The organism is Rhizobium sp. BT03 (assembly GCF_030053155.1).
In the GTDB taxonomy this organism is placed as follows: domain Bacteria; phylum Pseudomonadota; class Alphaproteobacteria; order Rhizobiales; family Rhizobiaceae; genus Rhizobium.
The window spans coordinates 2,768,491-2,786,492 of record NZ_CP125640.1; the positions used below are offsets into that span (position 1 = coordinate 2,768,491).

At 62.3% G+C, this 18,002-nt stretch carries 12 protein-coding genes; 10 read left to right on the forward strand and 2 right to left on the reverse strand.

Features of this window, described 5'->3' with window-relative positions; all coding sequences use genetic code 11:
• Positions 1 to 21 precede the first annotated feature (21 nt).
• From QMO80_RS13590 to QMO80_RS13630, 9 genes are all read left to right on the forward strand, one after another.
• The gene (locus tag QMO80_RS13590; RefSeq protein WP_049733299.1) at positions 22 to 1,047 is read left to right on the forward strand and encodes an ABC transporter permease; all 1,026 of its coding nucleotides are present in this window, start codon (positions 22 to 24) and stop codon (positions 1,045 to 1,047) included.
• 149 nt (positions 1,048 to 1,196) lie between these two features.
• Positions 1,197 to 2,255 (forward strand): dipeptidase, encoded by a 1,059-nt coding sequence (locus tag QMO80_RS13595; protein ID WP_283197053.1) that lies wholly within the window; start codon positions 1,197 to 1,199, stop codon positions 2,253 to 2,255.
• 99 nt (positions 2,256 to 2,354) lie between these two features.
• Entirely contained in the window at positions 2,355 to 3,998 is a 1,644-nt protein-coding gene (locus QMO80_RS13600; RefSeq protein WP_283197054.1) for an ABC transporter substrate-binding protein, read from the forward strand.
• A gap of 18 nt (positions 3,999 to 4,016) precedes the next feature.
• Positions 4,017 to 5,084: an ABC transporter permease gene (locus QMO80_RS13605; protein WP_283197055.1), complete on the forward strand. Its 1,068-nt coding sequence runs from the start codon at positions 4,017 to 4,019 to the stop codon at positions 5,082 to 5,084.
• Positions 5,081 to 6,016, forward strand: coding sequence for an ABC transporter permease (locus QMO80_RS13610; protein ID WP_283197056.1), 936 nt, complete (start codon positions 5,081 to 5,083; stop codon positions 6,014 to 6,016). The genes QMO80_RS13605 and QMO80_RS13610 overlap by 4 nt, the downstream gene beginning before the upstream one ends.
• Positions 6,013 to 6,846 carry an ABC transporter ATP-binding protein gene (locus tag QMO80_RS13615; protein ID WP_283197057.1) on the forward strand — a complete coding sequence of 278 codons (834 nt, stop codon included), beginning with the start codon at positions 6,013 to 6,015 and terminating at the stop codon, positions 6,844 to 6,846. Before QMO80_RS13610 ends, QMO80_RS13615 begins: the two co-directional genes overlap by 4 nt.
• Positions 6,843 to 7,592: an ABC transporter ATP-binding protein gene (locus QMO80_RS13620; RefSeq protein ID WP_283197058.1), complete on the forward strand. Its 750-nt coding sequence runs from the start codon at positions 6,843 to 6,845 to the stop codon at positions 7,590 to 7,592. Before QMO80_RS13615 ends, QMO80_RS13620 begins: the two co-directional genes overlap by 4 nt.
• A gap of 162 nt (positions 7,593 to 7,754) precedes the next feature.
• Positions 7,755 to 7,943, forward strand: a complete 189-nt coding sequence (locus tag QMO80_RS13625; RefSeq protein ID WP_283197059.1) for a hypothetical protein — start codon at positions 7,755 to 7,757, stop codon at positions 7,941 to 7,943.
• A gap of 171 nt (positions 7,944 to 8,114) precedes the next feature.
• Complete coding sequence (locus QMO80_RS13630) at positions 8,115 to 8,279, forward strand: hypothetical protein (RefSeq protein WP_167347777.1); 165 nt, start codon at positions 8,115 to 8,117, stop codon at positions 8,277 to 8,279.
• A gap of 129 nt (positions 8,280 to 8,408) precedes the next feature.
• On the opposite strand, the gene QMO80_RS13635 is transcribed toward QMO80_RS13630, so the two are convergent.
• Both QMO80_RS13635 and QMO80_RS13640 read right to left on the reverse strand, forming a co-directional pair.
• The gene (locus tag QMO80_RS13635; protein ID WP_283197060.1) at positions 8,409 to 8,771 is read right to left on the reverse strand and encodes a type II toxin-antitoxin system RelE/ParE family toxin; all 363 of its coding nucleotides are present in this window, start codon (positions 8,769 to 8,771) and stop codon (positions 8,409 to 8,411) included.
• Entirely contained in the window at positions 8,771 to 9,046 is a 276-nt protein-coding gene (locus QMO80_RS13640; protein WP_283197061.1) for a CopG family ribbon-helix-helix protein, read from the reverse strand. Before QMO80_RS13640 ends, QMO80_RS13635 begins: the two co-directional genes overlap by 1 nt.
• A gap of 391 nt (positions 9,047 to 9,437) precedes the next feature.
• On the opposite strand from QMO80_RS13640, the gene QMO80_RS13645 reads away from it, so the two are divergent.
• A complete protein-coding gene (locus QMO80_RS13645; protein WP_283197062.1) occupies positions 9,438 to 17,957 on the forward strand; it encodes a glucoamylase family protein in 8,520 nt (2,839 codons plus the stop codon).
• The last annotated feature ends 45 nt before the right edge of the window (positions 17,958 to 18,002 follow it).

The following is an 18,002-nucleotide window of genomic DNA, read 5'->3' on the forward strand; positions in this document are numbered from 1 at the left end:
ATCGCCCAAGGGAGGTTTGACATGAGTACCAAGGCAGCAGAGGGCGCGGCTCCGCTCGCAACCCGGCAAAGGCGGCGGCGCTTGCCGACCGAGCTCAGCATTTTCCTCGTGCTCGTCGGCATCGCGCTCATCTATGAAGCGCTCGGCTGGATGTTCATCGGCCAGAGCTTCCTGATGAATTCGCAGCGTCTGACGATCATGATCCTGCAGGTCTCCGTCATCGGCATCATCGCCGTCGGCGTCACCCAGGTCATCATCACCGGCGGCATCGATCTTTCCTCGGGCTCGGTCGTCGGCATGACGGCGATGATCGCCACAAGCTTCGCCCAATCGTCGACCTGGGGACGGGCGGTCTTTCCGTCGCTGACCGACCTGCCGGCTTTCGTGCCGATCATGATCGGCCTGCTGATCGGGGCGGCCGCGGGTCTGGCGAACGGCGCGCTCATCGCCTATACGAAAATCCCGCCGTTCATCGCAACGCTCGGCATGTTCGTTTCGGCCCGCGGTGTGGCGAAGTGGTATACGAAGGGACAGCCGGTTTCCGGGATCACCGAGCAGTTTCATTTCATCGGCACCAAGGCCTGGCCGGTCGTCGTCTTCCTCGTCGTTGCGCTGATCTTCCACATTGCGCTGCGCTACACCCGTTATGGCAAGTTCACCTATGCCATCGGCGCCAACCCGCAGGCGGCGCGCGTTTCCGGCATCAACATCGAGGCGCATCTCGTCAAGGTCTATGTGATCGCCGGATTGCTGGCGGGTCTCGCCGGCATCGTCACGGCGGCACGCGCGGAAACCGCGCAGGCCAGCATGGGCGTCGGATATGAACTCGACGCGATCGCCGCGACCGTCATCGGCGGCACCTCGCTCACCGGTGGCGTCGGCCGCATCACCGGCACCGTCATCGGCACCATCATCCTCGGGGTCATGACATCAGGCTTCACCTTCCTCAGGATCGACGCCTACTACCAGGAGATCGTCAAAGGTCTCATCATCGTCGCGGCTGTGGTCATCGACGTCTACCGGCAGAAGAAGCGCCGCAAGCACTGATCCCAGATGGTGCGATCCGATTGTTTTTGCGGGGGCTTCGGCCCCCGTTCCGTTTTTAGGGCGCAGGCGCGGAATTTATAAAAAAGAGGTGGCGAATTCCGCCAGCTTTTCTATTCTGGTCTTCCCGCTCGGGCAGCGCAGGAAGACAGATGCAATTGGTATTTGACGGTCACAACGACGTTCTCCTTCGACTCTGGACACATTCAAAAGACGGCAGCGACCCGATCGCGGAATTCGCAAACGGCACGACGCTCGGCCATATCGATGCGCGCCGGGCGAGAGAGGGCGGGCTTTCGGGCGGTCTCTGCGCCATCTACATTCCCTCGGGCGATCTGGTCTTCGCCGATCCGGATGCAGACGGCCGTTATGTCACGCCGATGGCAGCCCCTCTCGATCCGCTGCCTTCCCTTGCCATTGCCACTGAAATGGCGGCCATCGCGCTGCGGCTCGACCAGGCCGGCGCCTGGCGGCTCTGCCGGACGGTAAAAGATATCCGCGGCGCCATGGCCGACAATATTTTCGCCGCCGTCCTGCATATGGAAGGCTGCGAGGCGATCGGCGCCGACCTTGCGGCGCTCGAAGTCTTCTATGCAGCCGGGCTGCGGTCGCTCGGGCCGGTCTGGAGCCGGCACAATGTCTTCGGTTACGGCGTGCCCTTCGCCTTCCCGATGTCGCCGGACACGGCGCCCGGCCTCACCGATGCCGGCTTCGCGCTGGTCAGGGAATGCAATCGCCTCGGTATCGTGATCGACCTTGCCCATATCACCGAAAAAGGTTTCTGGGACGTGGCGAAGACGACCGACCAGCCGCTGGTCGCCAGCCATTCCAATGCCCATGCATTGACGCCGGTCGCGCGCAACCTGACGGACCGGCAGCTCGATGCGATCCGCGAAAGCCGCGGGCTCGTCGGGATCAATTATGCCACCGCCATGCTGCGTCCCGACGGCCGCTCGGACAGCGACACGCCGCTTGCCGACATGATCCGCCATATCGACTATCTGGTGAACCGCATCGGCATCGACTGCGTCGGCCTCGGATCGGACTTCGACGGGGCCACCATTCCCGAGGAAATCGGCGATGCCAGCGGCAATCAGAAGCTGATTGCCGCTCTCCGGGAGGTTGGTTATGGTGAGACCGATCTCACGAAACTTGCCCGTGAAAATTGGCTTCGCATCCTGGCACAAGCCTGGCGGGAGGACCGCGCCTAAAGCGCTGCGCGCCTCTGGACGCGTCAGGAATGGACAATAGTTTTAATGGGGCATGACCGACAAACGCTTCGTAATCAATCAAGAACAGGGGAACAGACCATGATGATCACCAAGCTCAGCCGCAATTTCCGCCTGCTTTCCGCAGGCGCCGCTCTTTCGCTGCTGATGATGGCGGCACCTTCCGCCTTCGCCGAGACACCCAAGGATACGCTGGTCGAAGGGTTCGCGATCGACGATATCATCACGATGGATCCGGGCGAGGCTTTCGAGCTTTCGACCGCCGAAATCACCAGCAACAGCTACAGCCTGCTCGTCCGTCTCGACATGGACGACACGTCCAAGGTGAAGGGCGATCTGGCCGAGAGCTGGAGCGTTTCCGATGATGGTCTCACCTATACGTTCAAGCTGAAACCGGGCCTGAAATTCGCCTCCGGCAATCCTGTTACCGCCGAAGACGTCGCCTGGTCGTTCGAGCGCGCCGTCAAGCTCGACAAGAGCCCGGCCTTCATCCTCACCCAGTTCGGCCTGACCGGCGACAACGTCACCGAAAAGGCCAAGGCGGCCGATGCCAATACCTTCGTCTTCACCGTCGACAAGGCCTATGCGCCGAGCTTCGTGCTCAACTGCCTGACGGCGACCGTCGCTTCCGTCGTCGACAAGAAGCTGGTGATGGAGCATGTGAAGGCGGTGACGCCGGATGCCGAGCACAAATACGACAATGATTTCGGCAATGAGTGGCTGAAAACAGGCTATGCCGGCTCCGGCGCCTTTAAGCTGCGTGAATGGCGCGCCAATGAAGTCGTCGTTCTCGAACGCAACGACAATTATTACGGCGACAAGGCGAAGCTCAACCGCGTCATCTATCGCTACATGAAGGAAAGTGCCGCCCAGCGGCTGGCGCTCGAAGCCGGCGATATCGATATCGCCCGCAACCTCGAACCTGGCGATATCGACGCCGTTTCCAAGAATGCCGATCTGGCGACGACGAGTGCGCCGAAGGGCACGATCTATTACGTCAGCCTCAACAACAAGAACGAGAACCTGAAGAAGCCCGAGGTGCAGGAAGCCTTCAAATATCTGGTCGACTATGATGCGATCGGCGCGACCTTGATCAAGGGGATCGGCGAAATCCACCAAACCTTCCTGCCGAAGGGCCAGCTCGGTGCGCTCGACGAAAATCCCTACAAGCTCGATGTCGCCAAGGCCAAGGAGCTGCTCGCCAAGGCCGGCGTGCCCGACGGTTTCTCGATCACCATGGATGTGCGCAACAACCAGCCGGTGACCGGTATCGCCGAATCCATGCAGCAGACGCTGGCGCAGGCCGGCGTGAAGATGGAAATCATCCCTGGTGACGGCAAGCAGACGCTGACCAAGTACCGCGCCCGCACCCACGATATGTATATCGGCCAGTGGGGTTCGGACTATTTCGACCCGAATTCCAATGCCGATACCTTTACCGGCAATCCCGACAATTCCGATGCCGGCACGGTGAAGACGCTCGCATGGCGCAATGCCTGGGAAGCGCCGGAACTCGACAAACAGGCGAAGGCCGCACTGCTGGAACGCGATGCCGCCAAGCGCGCCGCCATATATCAGGATATCCAGAAGAAGTATCTTGCCAATAGCCCCTTCGTCTTCATCTTCCAGCAGACCGAAGTGGCCGGTTACCGCAAGAACCTGAAGGACTTCAAGCTGGGCCCGAGCTTCGACACCAATTTCGTCGGTCCGATCGCCAAGGAATAGTCCGGCAGGATCGATCGCTTGAACACCGTCGAAACAACGCCAGAGGCGCGGCCCCGAAAGGGCCGTGCCAGGGCCTTTGCAAAGGCCCTGGGGCGGTTCCTGTTTGCCGCCGTCACCACCTATCTCGGCCTGCTGGCCGTCACCTTCTTCATCGGCCGCGTCGTGCCGATCGATCCCGTGCTCGCCATTCTCGGCGACCGCGCGCCCAACCATGTCGTCGAGCGGGTGCGCCAGGAGATGGGCTTCAACCTGCCGCTCTATCAGCAGTTCTTCATCTATATCAAAGGCATCCTGTCCGGTGATTTCGGCAATTCGGTGCTGACGACCAATCCCGTCATGGTCGATATCCGCCGCGTCCTGCCGGCAACCATCGAGCTTGCGACGCTCGGAACGCTGATCGGCGCTTTCGTCGGCGTGCCGCTCGGCGTACTCGCCGCCGTGCGTCGCGGCAGCATCGCCGACCAGGTGGTGCGCGTCATCGGCCTCGTCGGTTATTCTGTGCCGATCTTCTGGCTGGCGCTGATTTCACTCGTCATCTTCTATGCGCAGCTGCGCTGGGTGGCCTTTCCCGGCCGCATCGACATCGTTTTCGAATATACGTTCACGCCGATCACCGGCCTGTATCTGCTGGACAGTGCCTGGCAGGGGCAATGGGATGTCTTCTCCGACGTCTTCCGCCACATCATTCTGCCTGCATCCCTGCTCGGCTATTTCTCGCTCGCCTATATCAGCCGCATGACGCGCAGCTTCATGCTGAACGAGCTGTCCCAGGAATATATCGTTGCCGCGCGCGCCAAGGGGCTTTCGGAAACGCGGGTGATCTGGGGCCATGCGCTGCGCAATGCCGCCGTGCCGCTGGTCACCGTCATCGCGCTTTCCTATGCCGGCCTCCTCGAAGGCTCGGTGCTGACCGAGACCGTCTTTTCCTGGCCGGGCATCGGGCTCTACATCACCAATTCGCTGCAGAACGCCGATATGAACGCCGTGCTCGGCGGCACCATCGTCATCGGCACTGTTTTCATCGGCATCAACCTTCTGTCCGATCTTCTCTACCGGACGCTCGACCCGAGGACGCGAAACCGATGACCGCTCCCGCCAGCCCATCTCCTGCGATGAGCCGCCGCGAATGGCTGCTGTCCGACCGGCCGCAATCGCGCCTGCAGGCCCGTCTCGGCCGCGCCTATGTCACCTGGCGGCAGTTCACCGCCAACCGGCTCGCCGTCGTCGGCCTGCTGATCATCGTGGCGCTGCTTTTCATCGCCGCCTTCGCCAATCTCATCGCCACGCATGATCCCGTCGTCGGCGATCTGCGCAATGCGCGGCTGCTGCCGCCGGGAACGGCTGAATACCTGCTCGGCACCGACGACCAGGGCCGCGATATCTATTCGCGGCTGATCTACGGATCGCGATTGACGCTGTTCGTCATCGTGCTCGTCGCCGTCATCTCGGCGCCGATCGGGCTGATCGTCGGCACGGTTTCCGGTTATGCCGGAGGCTGGGTCGATGCGACGCTGATGCGCATCACCGATATTTTCCTTGCCTTTCCAAAACTGGTGCTGGCGCTCGCCTTCGTCGCGGCACTCGGTCCCGGCATCCAGAACGCGATTATCGCCATCGCCATCACCTCATGGCCGCCCTATGCCCGCATCGCCCGCGCCGAGACGCTGACGGTCCGGCGGTCCGATTATATCTCAGCGGTGAAGCTGATGGGCGCCTCGCCGTTCCGCATCATCCTGCGCCATGTAATGCCGCTCTGCATCTCCTCGCTGATCGTGCGCGTGACGCTCGATATGGCGGGCATCATCCTGACGGCGGCCGGTCTCGGCTTCCTCGGCCTCGGGGCGCAGCCGCCGCTGCCGGAATGGGGGGCGATGATCGCTTCGGGACGGCGCTTCATCCTCGATCAATGGTGGGTCGCGGCGATGCCCGGCATCGCCATCCTCATCGTCAGCCTCGGTTTCAATCTGCTCGGCGACGGCCTGCGCGACGCGCTCGATCCGAAGGAGGCCGGCCAGTGACGACAATTCTGACGGTCGATAAGCTCAAGGTCAGCTATCCCACCCGCACCGGGGTGATCGAGGCCGTGCGCGGCGTCTCCTTCACGCTCGGCAAGGAAAGGCTCGGCATCGTCGGCGAATCCGGCTCCGGCAAGTCGCAGACCGGCCGGGCGATCATGGGCCTGACGCCGAAACACGGCATCGTCACCGCCGACAGGCTTGAATTCAACGGCATCGACCTCATCAAGGCCTCCGCCGGCGAAAGGCGCAGGCTGCGCGGCAAGCGCATCGCCATGATCCTGCAGGATCCGAAATATTCGCTCGATCCTGTGATGACGATCGGCCGGCAGATCTGCGAAACCCTGCGCACGCATGAGAAGGTCGGCAAGGCGGCGGCGCGCGAGCGGGCGCTCGCCATGCTGGAGGCGGTGCAGATCCGCGATCCGCAACGCGTCTTCGACCTGCATCCGCATGAGGTTTCGGGCGGCATGGGGCAGCGCGCGATGATCGCCATGATGCTGATTGCCGGGCCTGAACTGCTGATTGCCGACGAGCCGACCTCGGCGCTCGACGTGACGGTGCAGCTCGATGTGCTCAGAATCATGGACAGGCTGGTGGCCGAGCGTGGCATGGGGCTTATCTTCGTTTCCCATGATCTCCGACTGGTCTCCTCCTTCTGCGACCGGGTGATCGTCATGTATGCCGGAAAGATCGTCGAGGAGCTCGCGGCCGCCGATCTCAGACATGCGCAGCATCCCTATACGCAAGGCTTGCTGAACTGCATGCCCGAGATCGGCCAGAACCGTCATCCGCTGCCGGTGCTCGACCGGAGGCCGGAGTGGGCGGCATGAGCGCAGCTTTGGAGGCCGACGATCTCAGCGTCGTCTATGATCAATTTCATGCGCTGAAGGATGTCAGCATCGCGGTCGAAGGCGGCGAATCCTTCGGTCTGGTCGGTGAATCCGGCTCGGGAAAATCGACCTTGCTCCGGGCCGTGGCCGGGCTGGCGCCGATCAGCGGCGGCGCGATCCGCATCGATGGCGAAGCGCTGAAGGGTTCGAAGCGCGGCAAAACCTTCTATCGGCGCGTGCAAATGGTCTTCCAGGATCCCTATGGCTCGCTGCATCCGCGCCAGACGATCGACCGGCTGCTGCTCGAACCGCTGGCAATCCACGGCATTGGCGACAGCGAGACGCGCATCGCCCGCGCGCTCGACGAAGTCGGCCTCGGCAACGGCTTCCGTTTCCGCTATCCGCACCAGCTCTCCGGCGGCCAGCGGCAGCGCGTGGCGATCGCCCGGGCGCTGATCGTCGAACCGTCGATCCTGCTGCTCGACGAGCCGACATCGGCGCTCGATGCCTCGGTGCAGGCCGAGGTGCTGAACCTGTTGGAGCAGATCCGGCGCGACCGCAGGCTCACCTTCGTGATGGTCAGCCATGATCTCGGCGTCATCACCCATATGTGCGAAAGGCTGGCGGTGATGCGCAACGGCGCCGTTGTCGAACGCTTGAGTTCGAAAGACCTGGCAAGCGGTGCGGTTCATGAGGACTACACGAGAAATTTGATGATCGCGAGCAAGGGTTTCGTCAAAGCCTGAAGGCCAATCTTTTCAACTCCTTGAAAAGAAAAGACCGGCGGCGGCGTTAAGGATAAGATTCCCCTAAAAGACGACCATTCAACTAGACTATTGACAGCTGCCCCGCTTCTGTCATGATCCTGTTAACGATTGTTAGCTTTCGTGATCAATGGAGGTTGAGGCATGTTCTTTCTCGGTGGGATGACCATGGGCTACCTCGATCCTCCCGTGAAAGCCGATCGCCGGGACCAGGCTTCGGTCTCCATTCCTGCGGAAAAGGATCGTCGGCTGATCGAGATCCCCGCCAGCCCGTCTCAGACCGAGGACGCCGTCGAGCGCTCGTGGATCTGGGCATGGCGCACACTCTGCTAAATGCGGGCTGCTAAAAGCGGGCTGCCAAAAAGACAGGCTGCTAAAAGGGCTGGTTGAATTTTCTCTTTCGTTCGCTCTGGACGGAAATTTATCTCTACCTACTTGATAGAGAAAATAAGAATATCACCGCGAGCCGCACAACCGGCCGCTTAAAAACAACGGAGGCGACATATGGCAGATCTGGGTATTTCGCATGCTCACGTGAACCAGTACGGTTCCGCAGCGACCAAGAAGCCGATCACCACGCGCCATAGGCTTCAAATGGCGGTCCATGGCGCAATCTTCACGGCGGCATTCCTGTTCGTCGTGGCCATGGTTTGCGGGATCGTCGGGTAATCGGCGAGCGATAGACGCGGCAAATGCCGGCGTTGCGGCGGTTTTCGCCCTGATCGAATTCCGGAACATTTAATCTGTCTCGGCATTCGGAGTTCGATCATCATTCTCCTCTATCTGTTTCCGCGGCCATCAGAACCGTGACCTAGCCGATTCATGGGCTCCTTCCCCTTGGTCATCTGTCTCTTCGTCATAGGCGGCATCACGCAATTCCGTTGGCGCAAAGGCATCCCTTTGCCGCGCATCTCTGATTGCGGCAATTTCAATGGTGCCGTTGCGCTCCCGGATAGTGAGAACCAGGGGCGGCATGCTGACCTTCCTCGTCCCTTCCAGGATGCCCTTCTCCGTCCTGTTGGGAAAGGACGACAACAGCGCTCTCTGTCTTTCAAGTCGGTCGATAAGGTGTTTGGCTGCTGCGGGATTGATCTCCGCCAGTTCGGCGACTTTGATCAGAAACCAGCGTTCGGCACTTTTGGATAGACGGACAGGCGGCATCAGCCAACCCGACGATGTCGAAGGTCTGAAGCGTCAACGATCATTCGAGCCTTTTCAAGTACATCACCGAGATCGACGCTTTCCCCGCGGTCGAGTTCGTCGAGACCCTCGGCATCCTGCAGAATCTCACCGCCTTCATTCGCAAGATATTGATCGAGGGCTTTTAACATCACCCAGGTACGGTCGCGGTCAAGAATCCGTGCGATGCGATCGAAGGCTTCAACCGTTCGCGTGGGCAATCTGAGGGAGACCTGAGATTTTTCGTTGTCCGACATGATACGATCCTCGTATTGCATTGGGATGCAGTGTATCCCAGCGATGTCTTCAGGTCAAAATCCGAAGGTGGCTTTTGCGAGCGAACGCCGGAAATATGCCTCCCGGACGGGCGCGCCGGACGCGCGGTGCATGCCTCTTGACTTGAATTATCCCGATGGTGTCCAATTTTCGACATGGCTTTCGCCGAGAGGGTATCGAGGGTCTTGATCACCCGTCGGGCCGCGCCCTGGATCGGGGCTTAGCCCGTTCGCATCGCTTGGCCCAAGCGTCATTTATCCCGGCTTCATCGATCTTCGAAGAAACGGGCTCCGTTCATGTAGCAGTCATGATAAGCAGTGCAAAAGGCTGAGCAAAACAGCCATAACTTCGTTTGGATCCAGAACCGAACCCATGTCTATTTCTAATCTTTCTCCGAGCCTTCCGCGCGAAACCGAAACGAAGCAGATCGATCACAACGATTCGATCCGCGCGACCTATCTTGCCATCGAGGACATCAAGGCGATGGGCGATGCGGTCGCCCGCGGCGGCGTCGACCGGCTGCCGGCTTTCGCCCCCTTCGATTTCTTCGCGCGCCATAAGGAAAACGAGAAGGAAATTCTGCGCGTCTACCGGACCACGGCGACCGACGTCGAAGCCGGCGAGACGATCACGCCGGCGGCGGAATGGCTGCTGGACAATCACTATATCGTCGAAGAGGCGATCCAGGAGGTGCGGCGCGACTTCCCCCGCCGCTTCTATCGCGAATTGCCGACCATGGTGGTCGGCGGTGTCGAGGTGCCGCGCACCCTCGTGCTGGCCTGGCTCTATGTCGCCCATACCCACAGCACGATCTCGCAGGAAAGCCTGACGGCGCTGGTCGACGGTTTTCAGGCCAGCGAGACGCTGAGGATCGGCGAACTCTGGGCCTTGCCTTCGCTCGTGCGCTACGTGCTCGTCGAAAACCTTCGCCGCATTTCCAGCCGTGTCGAGGCCAGCCGCCGCCTGCGCCGCCGCGCCAACGAGGCGGCCGACGAGCTGGTGCGCCTGACCGATCCGGCCGCGGCGGCCAGCTATCTGAAGACGCTGGAACCGCTTGCCGAGGATAATACCTTCTCGACGCAGTTCCTCTATCGCATGCGTGACGGCTCGCAGACGTCGAGTCTGGCGATCACCTGGCTCGACGAGCGGCTGGAAGAACTCGGCCGCAACACCGAAGAGGCGACGACGGCCGAACACAGCCGCCTCTCCTCCGGCAACGTGACGATGGGCAACATCATCCGCAGCCTTCGCGAGATCGACGATGCCGAATGGTCGGTCTGGGTCGAGCAGGTCAGCCATGTCGACAAGCTGCTCTGGGAGCATTCGGATTACGGCATCCTCGATTCCGGCTCGCGCAACAAATATCGCAAACAGATCGAAAAGCTGGCCAAACGCTCGCCGCTGACGGAAATGGAAATCGCCCAGCTGGCACTCGACATGACGGATGCCGCCAAGGCCTCCGACGAACCGCAGCCGCATGAACCGAATGTCGGCGGTTTCCTGTCCGGCGCCCAGCGGCCGAAGCTCGAGGCGCGGGCGAATTATCGCCCGACGGTCACCCAGCATTTCGTGCGCGCGGTGCGCCAGTTCAACTGGCTGGCCATTGCCGTGCCCGTCATGCTTTTGACGGTCATCGCCATGGCGATCGTCGGCCGGTTCATGGCCAATGCCGGCATGGGGCCGATCGAAATCGCCCTGCTGCTGATCATGTTCTCACTGCCGGCGTCGGAGGGGGCGACGGGTCTCTTCAACACCGTGCTTTCCTTCTTTGTGACGCCGGCGCGCCTCGTCGGCTACGAGTTCAAGGAAGGCATTCCGGAGGATGCGCGCACCCTGCTCGTCGTGCCTTGCCTGATCTCGAACCGCGACAGCGTCGACGACCACGTGCGCAATCTCGAGGTTCATTATCTCGCCAATCCGCGCGGCGAGCTCTATTTCGCGCTGCTCAGCGACTGGCCGGACAGCGACACCGAGGAAACGCCCGCCGATCTCGAAGTGCTCGATTATGCCAGACGCGAGATCGCCAATCTTTCCGCCCGCTATGCCTATGACGGCAAGACGCGTTTCTATCTGCTGCATCGCCGCCGCCTCTACAATCCCGCCGAAGGCGTGTGGATGGGTTGGGAGCGCAAGCGCGGCAAGCTGCACGAGCTGAACATGCTCTTGCGCGGCGATCGCGACACGACCTATCTGCCGGGCGCCAACACCGTGCCGGCCAACGTGCAATATGTCATGACGCTCGATGCCGATACGCGCCTGATGCGCGATGCCGTCACCAAGCTCGTCGGCAAGCTCTATCATCCGATCAACCGCCCGGTCATCAATCCGAAAACCGGCCGTGTCGAAAGCGGCTACGGCGTGCTGCAGCCGCGTGTCACCCCGTCCCTGACGACGGGCAAGGACGCCTCGGTCTTCCAGCGTGTCTTTTCGATCAACCGTGGTCTCGACCCTTACGTCTTCACCGTTTCCGACGTCTATCAGGATCTCGCCGGCGAAGGCACCTTCACGGGCAAGGGCCTCTATCATGTCGACGCCTTCGAAGCGTCGCTGAAGGGCCGGATCGACGAGAATTCGGTGCTCAGCCACGATCTTCTCGAAGGCTCGATGGCGCGCTGCGCCCTCGTCACCGATCTCGAACTGGTGGAGGATTTCCCGATCCGCTACGAGGTCGAGACTTCGCGCCAGCATCGCTGGGCGCGCGGCGATTGGCAGCTGCTGCCCTATATGTTCAATCCGAAATACGGCGTCACGGCGCTCGGCCGCTGGAAGATGTTCGACAATCTGCGCCGCTCGCTGACGCCGATCGCCTGGTTCTTCGCCTCCGTGCTCGGCTGGTATTTCATGGGTCCGCTCGGCGCGCTGATCTGGCAGATTCTGCTGATCTTCTGCCTGTTCGTCGCGCCGACGCTGTCGCTGATCAACGGCATCATTCCGCGCACCAGCGATATCATCGCCCGCGCCCATCTCTATACGGTCTGGTCCGATATCACCGCGGCCAATGCGCAGGTCGCACTGCGGATCGTCTTCATCGCCGATTCGGCCGCCATGATGGCGGATGCGATCGGCCGTTCGCTCTACCGACTGTTCGTCAGCCGCAAGCTGATGCTGCAATGGCGGACCGCCGCCAGCGTTCAGGCCGGCGGCCAGGGCACGCTGATCTCCTATTACAAGCAGATGTGGCATGCACCGGTGCTGGCGCTGCTGGCGCTCGGTTTTGCCGCCCTGCCCGGCGGCAGCGCCTTCGTCGTCGGCATTCCCTTCGCGCTGTTGTGGATCCTCTCGCCTGTCGTCGCCTGGTATGTCAGCCAGTCGGCCGAGACCGAGGACCGGCTCGAGGTCGCCGATTCCGTGTCGAGCGAGCTGCGCAAGATCGCCCGGCGCACCTGGCGTTATTTCGAGACCTTCACCACGGCCGAGCAGAACTATCTGCCGCCGGATAATATCCAGGAAACGCCGCATGTGATCGTCGCGGCGCGCACCTCGCCGACCAATATCGGCGTCTATCTGCTCTCCGTCGTCTCCGGCCGGCAATTCGGCTGGTTCTCCTTCGAGGAGACGCTCGAGCGGCTGGAGCAGACGATTTCGACGATCGACCGAATGGAGAAATTCCGCGGCCATCTGTTCAACTGGTATCACACCGATACGCTGCAGACACTTGGGCCGCGTTATGTCTCGGCCGTCGATAGCGGCAATCTCGCCGGCCATCTGATCGCCATTTCGTCGGCCTGCCGCAACTGGGCCGAGGCGCCGTCCGCCCATATGCAGGGCAACCTCGACGGCGTCGGCGACACGGCCGGCATTCTCGGTGAAGTGCTGGCGGATCTGCCGGATGACCGCAAGACCGTGCGGCCGCTGCGCCGGCGCCTGGAAGAGCGCATCGTCGGCTTCCAGAACGCGCTTGCCGCCGTCAAGCGCGAGCATGAATTCGCCTCGATCCGCATCATCAACCTCGCCGTTCTCGCTCGCGACATCGAAAAGCTCGCCGCCAATCTCGACCATGAGGTCAAGTCGAAGCAGAGCGAAGAGGTCACCCAATGGGCGGCATCCCTGGTGAAGGTCTGCGAGGCGCATATATCGGACAGCACCTTCGACCTGTCCAAGGTGGATGCGCTCAGGCCGCGCCTGGTGGCGCTGCGCGACAAGGCCCGCGATCTCGCCTTCTCGATGGATTTCGGCTTCCTGTTCCGGCCGGAGCGGCGCCTGCTGTCGATCGGCTACCGCGTCGAAAGCGGTGAACTCGACCAGGCCTGCTACGACCTTCTTGCCTCGGAATGCCGCCTGACCAGCCTGTTCGGCATTGCCAAGGGCGATCTGCCGACGGAGCACTGGTACCGCCTCGGCCGCCAGGTCGTGCCCGTGGGTTCGCGCGGCGCGCTGGTCTCCTGGTCCGGCTCGATGTTCGAATATCTGATGCCGCCGCTCGTCATGCAGGAGCGCGGCGGAGGCATTCTCAACCAGACCAACAATCTTGTTGTCGTCGAACAGATGAATTATGCCCGCAAGCTCGGCATTCCGTGGGGCATTTCGGAAGCGGCCTTCAATGCCCGCGACCATAACCTCAACTATCAGTACACGAATTTCGGCGTGCCGACGCTCGGCCTGAAGCGCGGCCTCGGCCACAATGCCGTCATTGCGCCTTACGCATCGCTGCTCGCCAGCCAGTACGACCCGCCGGGCGCGCTCGAAAATCTGCAGCGGCTGCGCAAGGTCGGTGCACTCGGCAAGTTCGGCTTCCACGATGCCGTTGACTTCACGCCGACGCGCGTGCCGGAAGGCAAGAAATGCGCCGTGGTCTACAATTATTATGCCCACCATCACGGCATGTCGATCGCAGCCGTCGCCAATGTCGCCTTCAACGGCCATCTGCGCGAGCTCTTCCACTCCGATCCGGTCATCGAGGCAGCGGAGCTTCTGCTGCAGGAAAAGGCGCCGCGCGACATTCCTGTCATGAGCGGCAAGCATGAATCCGATACGCCGGCCAGCATCCAGGACGATCTGCTGCGGCCTGAGATCAGGAAGATCAGCGATCCGGCATCGCGCGACCGCGAACTCGTGTTCCTGTCGAACGGTCATTATTCGCTGATGCTGACGGCGACAGGCGCCGGTTATTCCCGCTGGAACGGCCTTTCCGTTTCCCGCTGGAAAGCCGATCCGACCGAAGACCGCTGGGGCAGCTTCATCTTCCTGCGCGATACCGCCACGAATGAATGGTGGTCGACGACTTCCGAGCCGAAGGGTGTCGAGGGCGAAACGATCAAGGTCGAATTCGCCGACGAGAAGGCGCAGTTCACCAAGACGGTCGGCGACCTCACCAGCGAGGTGGAGTGCATCATCGCGACCGAGCATGATGCCGAGGCCCGCCGCGTCACCCTGCTCAACATGGGCACGGAAGACCGTTTCATCGAAGTCACCTCCTATCTCGAACCGGTGATCACCTCCGACGATACCGACAATGCGCATCCGGCATTCGCCCGCATGTTCGTCAAGACCGAGATCGGCAAGCGCGGCGACGTCATCCGCGCCGAGCGCAACAAGCGCGATCCGAACGAGCCGAACATCAGCATCGCCCATCTGATCGTCGACAATGCCGGCGACACCCGCCACACGGAATTTGAGACCGACCGGCGCAAGTTCATCGGCCGCGGCCGCAGCCTTGCCGATGCGGCGGCCTTCGATCCGGGTGCGACGCTTTCCGGCAGCGACGGTTTCATGCTCGATGCGGTGATGTCGCTGCGCCGCACCGTCCGCGTGCCGGCCGGCAAGAAAGTCAGCGTGATCTTCTGGACCATCGCAGCGCCGAGCCGCGACGAAGTCGACAAGGCGGTCAATCGATACCGCCATCCCGACGCCTTCACCCACGAGCTGGTCCAGGCCTGGACGCGCACCCAGGTGCAGATGCGCCATGTCGGCGTCACCTCGCAGCAGGCGGCGGCCTTCCAGCATCTCGGCCGCTACCTCGTCTATCCCGACATGCAACTGCGCAAGGACGAGGCGACCGTCGAGGCCGGCCTGCAGTCGCAATCGGCGCTGTGGCCGCTGGCGATCTCCGGCGACTTCCCGATCTTCACGCTGCGCATCAACGACGACATGGATCTCGACATCGCCCGCGAGGCGCTGCTGGCGCAGGAATATCTGCGCTCGCGCGGCGTCACCGCCGATCTCGTCATCATGAACGAACGCGCCTCATCCTATGCGCAGGACATGCAGCACGCGCTCGACGCCATGTGCGAAAACGTCCGCCGCATGGGCCAGGCCGACGGGTTGCGCCAGCATATCTTCGCGGTTCGCAAGGACCTGATGGAGGAGAGCACCTATCATGCGCTGATCGCGGCTTCCCGCGTCACGCTGCACACGAAGAACGGCAAGGTGGTCGACCAGATCAACCGCGCCGTGGCGCTCACTGCACCCTCCAAGGAGGAGCTGCAGGAGATGGAACGGGCCGAGCGCAACAAGGTGCCGGTCAAGCGTGTCGCGCCGGTGCCGCCGCCCGTCGTGCCCGCCGTCGTCATCGAGGAAGAGGGCGATCTCGACTTCTGGAACGGCATCGGCGGCTTTGCCCGCGACGGACGCGAATATGTCGTCCGCCTGCCCGGCGGTCATGCGACGCCGCAGCCCTGGATCAACGTCATCTCCAATGACAGGTTCGGCTTCCACGTGTCGGCCGAGGGTGCGGGCTTCACCTGGAGCGCCAATTCGCGCGACTATCAGCTGACCTCCTGGTCGAACGATGCGGTGATCAACCGTTCGGGTGAGGCCTTCTATCTCGCCGATCTCGACAGCGGTGCGGTCATGACGCCGTTCGCAGCGCTTTCGCGCCGGCCGGATATCCGTTTCGAAGCCCGCCACGGGCTCGGCTATTCCGTTTTCTCCAGCGTTCAGCACGATATCGCGCTGGAACTGACGCAGACGATCGACCGCGAACGGCCGGTGAAACTGCAGCGCCTGCGTCTGCGCAACACCGGTTCGACCAGCCGCAGGCTGCGTCTCTACGGTTACGTCGAATGGATCCTCGGCAGCAATGCGGCGCGCACCGCGCCCTTCATCCTGTCTCGATATGACGAGCAGGCGGGGGCGCTGTTTGCCACCAATCCCTACAGCATCGATTATTCCAGCCGCACCGCCTTCTTCGCGGCGAGCGAGGCGCTTTCGAGCTTCTCGGCAAGCCGGCGCGAATTCGTCGGCAAGGCAGGAACGATCCAGGCGCCGCAGGCCGTCATCTCCGCTGCCTCGCTTTCCGGCACAGCCGACCTCGACGGTGACCCGGCCGCAGCGCTTGCGATCGACGTCGAGCTTGGCGCCGGCGAGGAGCGCGACTTCACCTTCTTCCTCGGCGATACGCCGACGGAGGAGGAAGCCCGCAGCGTCGTCGCCGATATCCGCAAGGCTTCGTTCGACGATGCCGTCGAGGCGAACCGGGCCTTCTGGCGGGATTTTACCGGCAGGCTGCAGATATCGACGCCGGATCGCGGGATGAACAATCTCGTCAACACCTGGCTGCCCTATCAAAGCCTTGGCTGCCGCATCATGGCCCGCACCGCCTTCTATCAGGCAAGCGGCGCCTTCGGCTTCCGCGATCAGCTGCAGGACACGCTGGCCTTCGTGCTGCACGAACCGTCGCTCGCCCGCCGGCAGATCCTGAATGCCGCTTCGCGCCAATTCCGCGAAGGCGATGTGCAGCATTGGTGGCTGCCCGGAACGGGTGCCGGTGTGCGCACGATGATCTCGGACGACGTCGTCTGGCTCAGCCATGCGATTCATCATTATTGCAGCGTCACCGGCGATAAGAGCGTGCTCGACGAGGAGATCGCCTTCCTGGAAGGGCCGGCTCTGCTGGAAGGCCAGCACGATTCCTTCTACAGGCCGGAGATTTCCGAGGACAAGGCGAGCGTCTACGAGCACGCGGCGCTGGCGCTCGATCTCGCCATCGCCCGCAAGGGGGCAAACGGCCTGCCGCTGTTCCTCGGCGGCGACTGGAACGACGGCATGAACCGCGTCGGCATCGGCGGGCGCGGCACCAGCGTCTGGCTCGGCTGGTTCCTGGCGGGTGCCTTGCGCTCCTTTATTCCCTATGCCGAAGAGCGTGGTGACACGGCTCGTGCAGAGCGCTGGTCGGCGCATCTGACCGAGCTGAAGAAGGCGCTCGAAACCGCGGCCTGGGATGGCGGCTACTATCGCCGCGGCACGTTCGACGACGGCGCGTTGCTCGGCTCCAGGGAAAGCCCGGAATGCCGGATCGATTCGATTGCGCAGTCCTGGAGCGTGCTGTCGGGCGAGGGGGATCCGGCCCGCGCCGTCACGGCGATGAATGCCGTGCTCGAGCAGCTGGTCGACGAGGATGCCCGCATCATCCGGCTGTTCACACCGCCTTTCGTCAATTCGGCCAGGGATCCCGGCTATATCAAGGCCTATCCGCCGGGTGTGCGCGAAAATGGCGGGCAATATACCCATGCCGCGACCTGGGTGGTGATGGCGCTGGCGGAGCTGAAGCGGGGCGACGACGCGTTGCGCTGCTTCCAGATCCTCAACCCGATCACCCATGCGCTCGACAAGGCGTCGGCGGAGCGATACCGCGTCGAACCCTATGTCGTGGCGGCCGACGTCTACGGCCACGATCCCTACACGGCGCGCGGCGGCTGGACCTGGTACACCGGCTCAGCCGGCTGGCTCTACCGCGCCGCCGTCGAGGGCATCCTCGGCATCCGGCTGAAGGGCGACCGCCTCTACGTACGGCCGTCGCTTCCTTCGGAATGGGACGGTTTTGCGGCAGAGGTGGAACAGGGCGGCGGCAAATACCGCATTTCGGTCTCAAAAGCGTCCAATGCCAGCGGCTACACTCTGTCCATCAACGGCTGCGAGGTCACCGATCCCGAAGAGGGATATCCGCTCGGATAACAGCGTTCTCCACGCTGAAAAATACGGCGATTCGCGACGGCCAAA

Bases quoted from the DNA above. Each gene is read 5' to 3' on its own strand.
- QMO80_RS13590 (WP_049733299.1), top strand. From the start codon at position 22: ATGAGTACCAAGGCAGCAGAGGGCGCGGCTCCGCTCGCAACCCGGCAA.
- QMO80_RS13595 (WP_283197053.1), top strand. From the start codon at position 1,197: ATGCAATTGGTATTTGACGGTCACAACGACGTTCTCCTTCGACTCTGG.
- QMO80_RS13600 (WP_283197054.1), top strand. From the start codon at position 2,355: ATGATGATCACCAAGCTCAGCCGCAATTTCCGCCTGCTTTCCGCAGGC.
- QMO80_RS13610 (WP_283197056.1), top strand. From the start codon at position 5,081: ATGACCGCTCCCGCCAGCCCATCTCCTGCGATGAGCCGCCGCGAATGG.
- QMO80_RS13620 (WP_283197058.1), top strand. From the start codon at position 6,843: ATGAGCGCAGCTTTGGAGGCCGACGATCTCAGCGTCGTCTATGATCAA.
- QMO80_RS13625 (WP_283197059.1), top strand. From the start codon at position 7,755: ATGTTCTTTCTCGGTGGGATGACCATGGGCTACCTCGATCCTCCCGTG.
- QMO80_RS13630 (WP_167347777.1), top strand. From the start codon at position 8,115: ATGGCAGATCTGGGTATTTCGCATGCTCACGTGAACCAGTACGGTTCC.
- QMO80_RS13635 (WP_283197060.1), bottom strand. From the start codon at position 8,771: ATGCCGCCTGTCCGTCTATCCAAAAGTGCCGAACGCTGGTTTCTGATC.
- QMO80_RS13640 (WP_283197061.1), bottom strand. From the start codon at position 9,046: ATGTCGGACAACGAAAAATCTCAGGTCTCCCTCAGATTGCCCACGCGA.
- QMO80_RS13645 (WP_283197062.1), top strand. From the start codon at position 9,438: ATGTCTATTTCTAATCTTTCTCCGAGCCTTCCGCGCGAAACCGAAACG.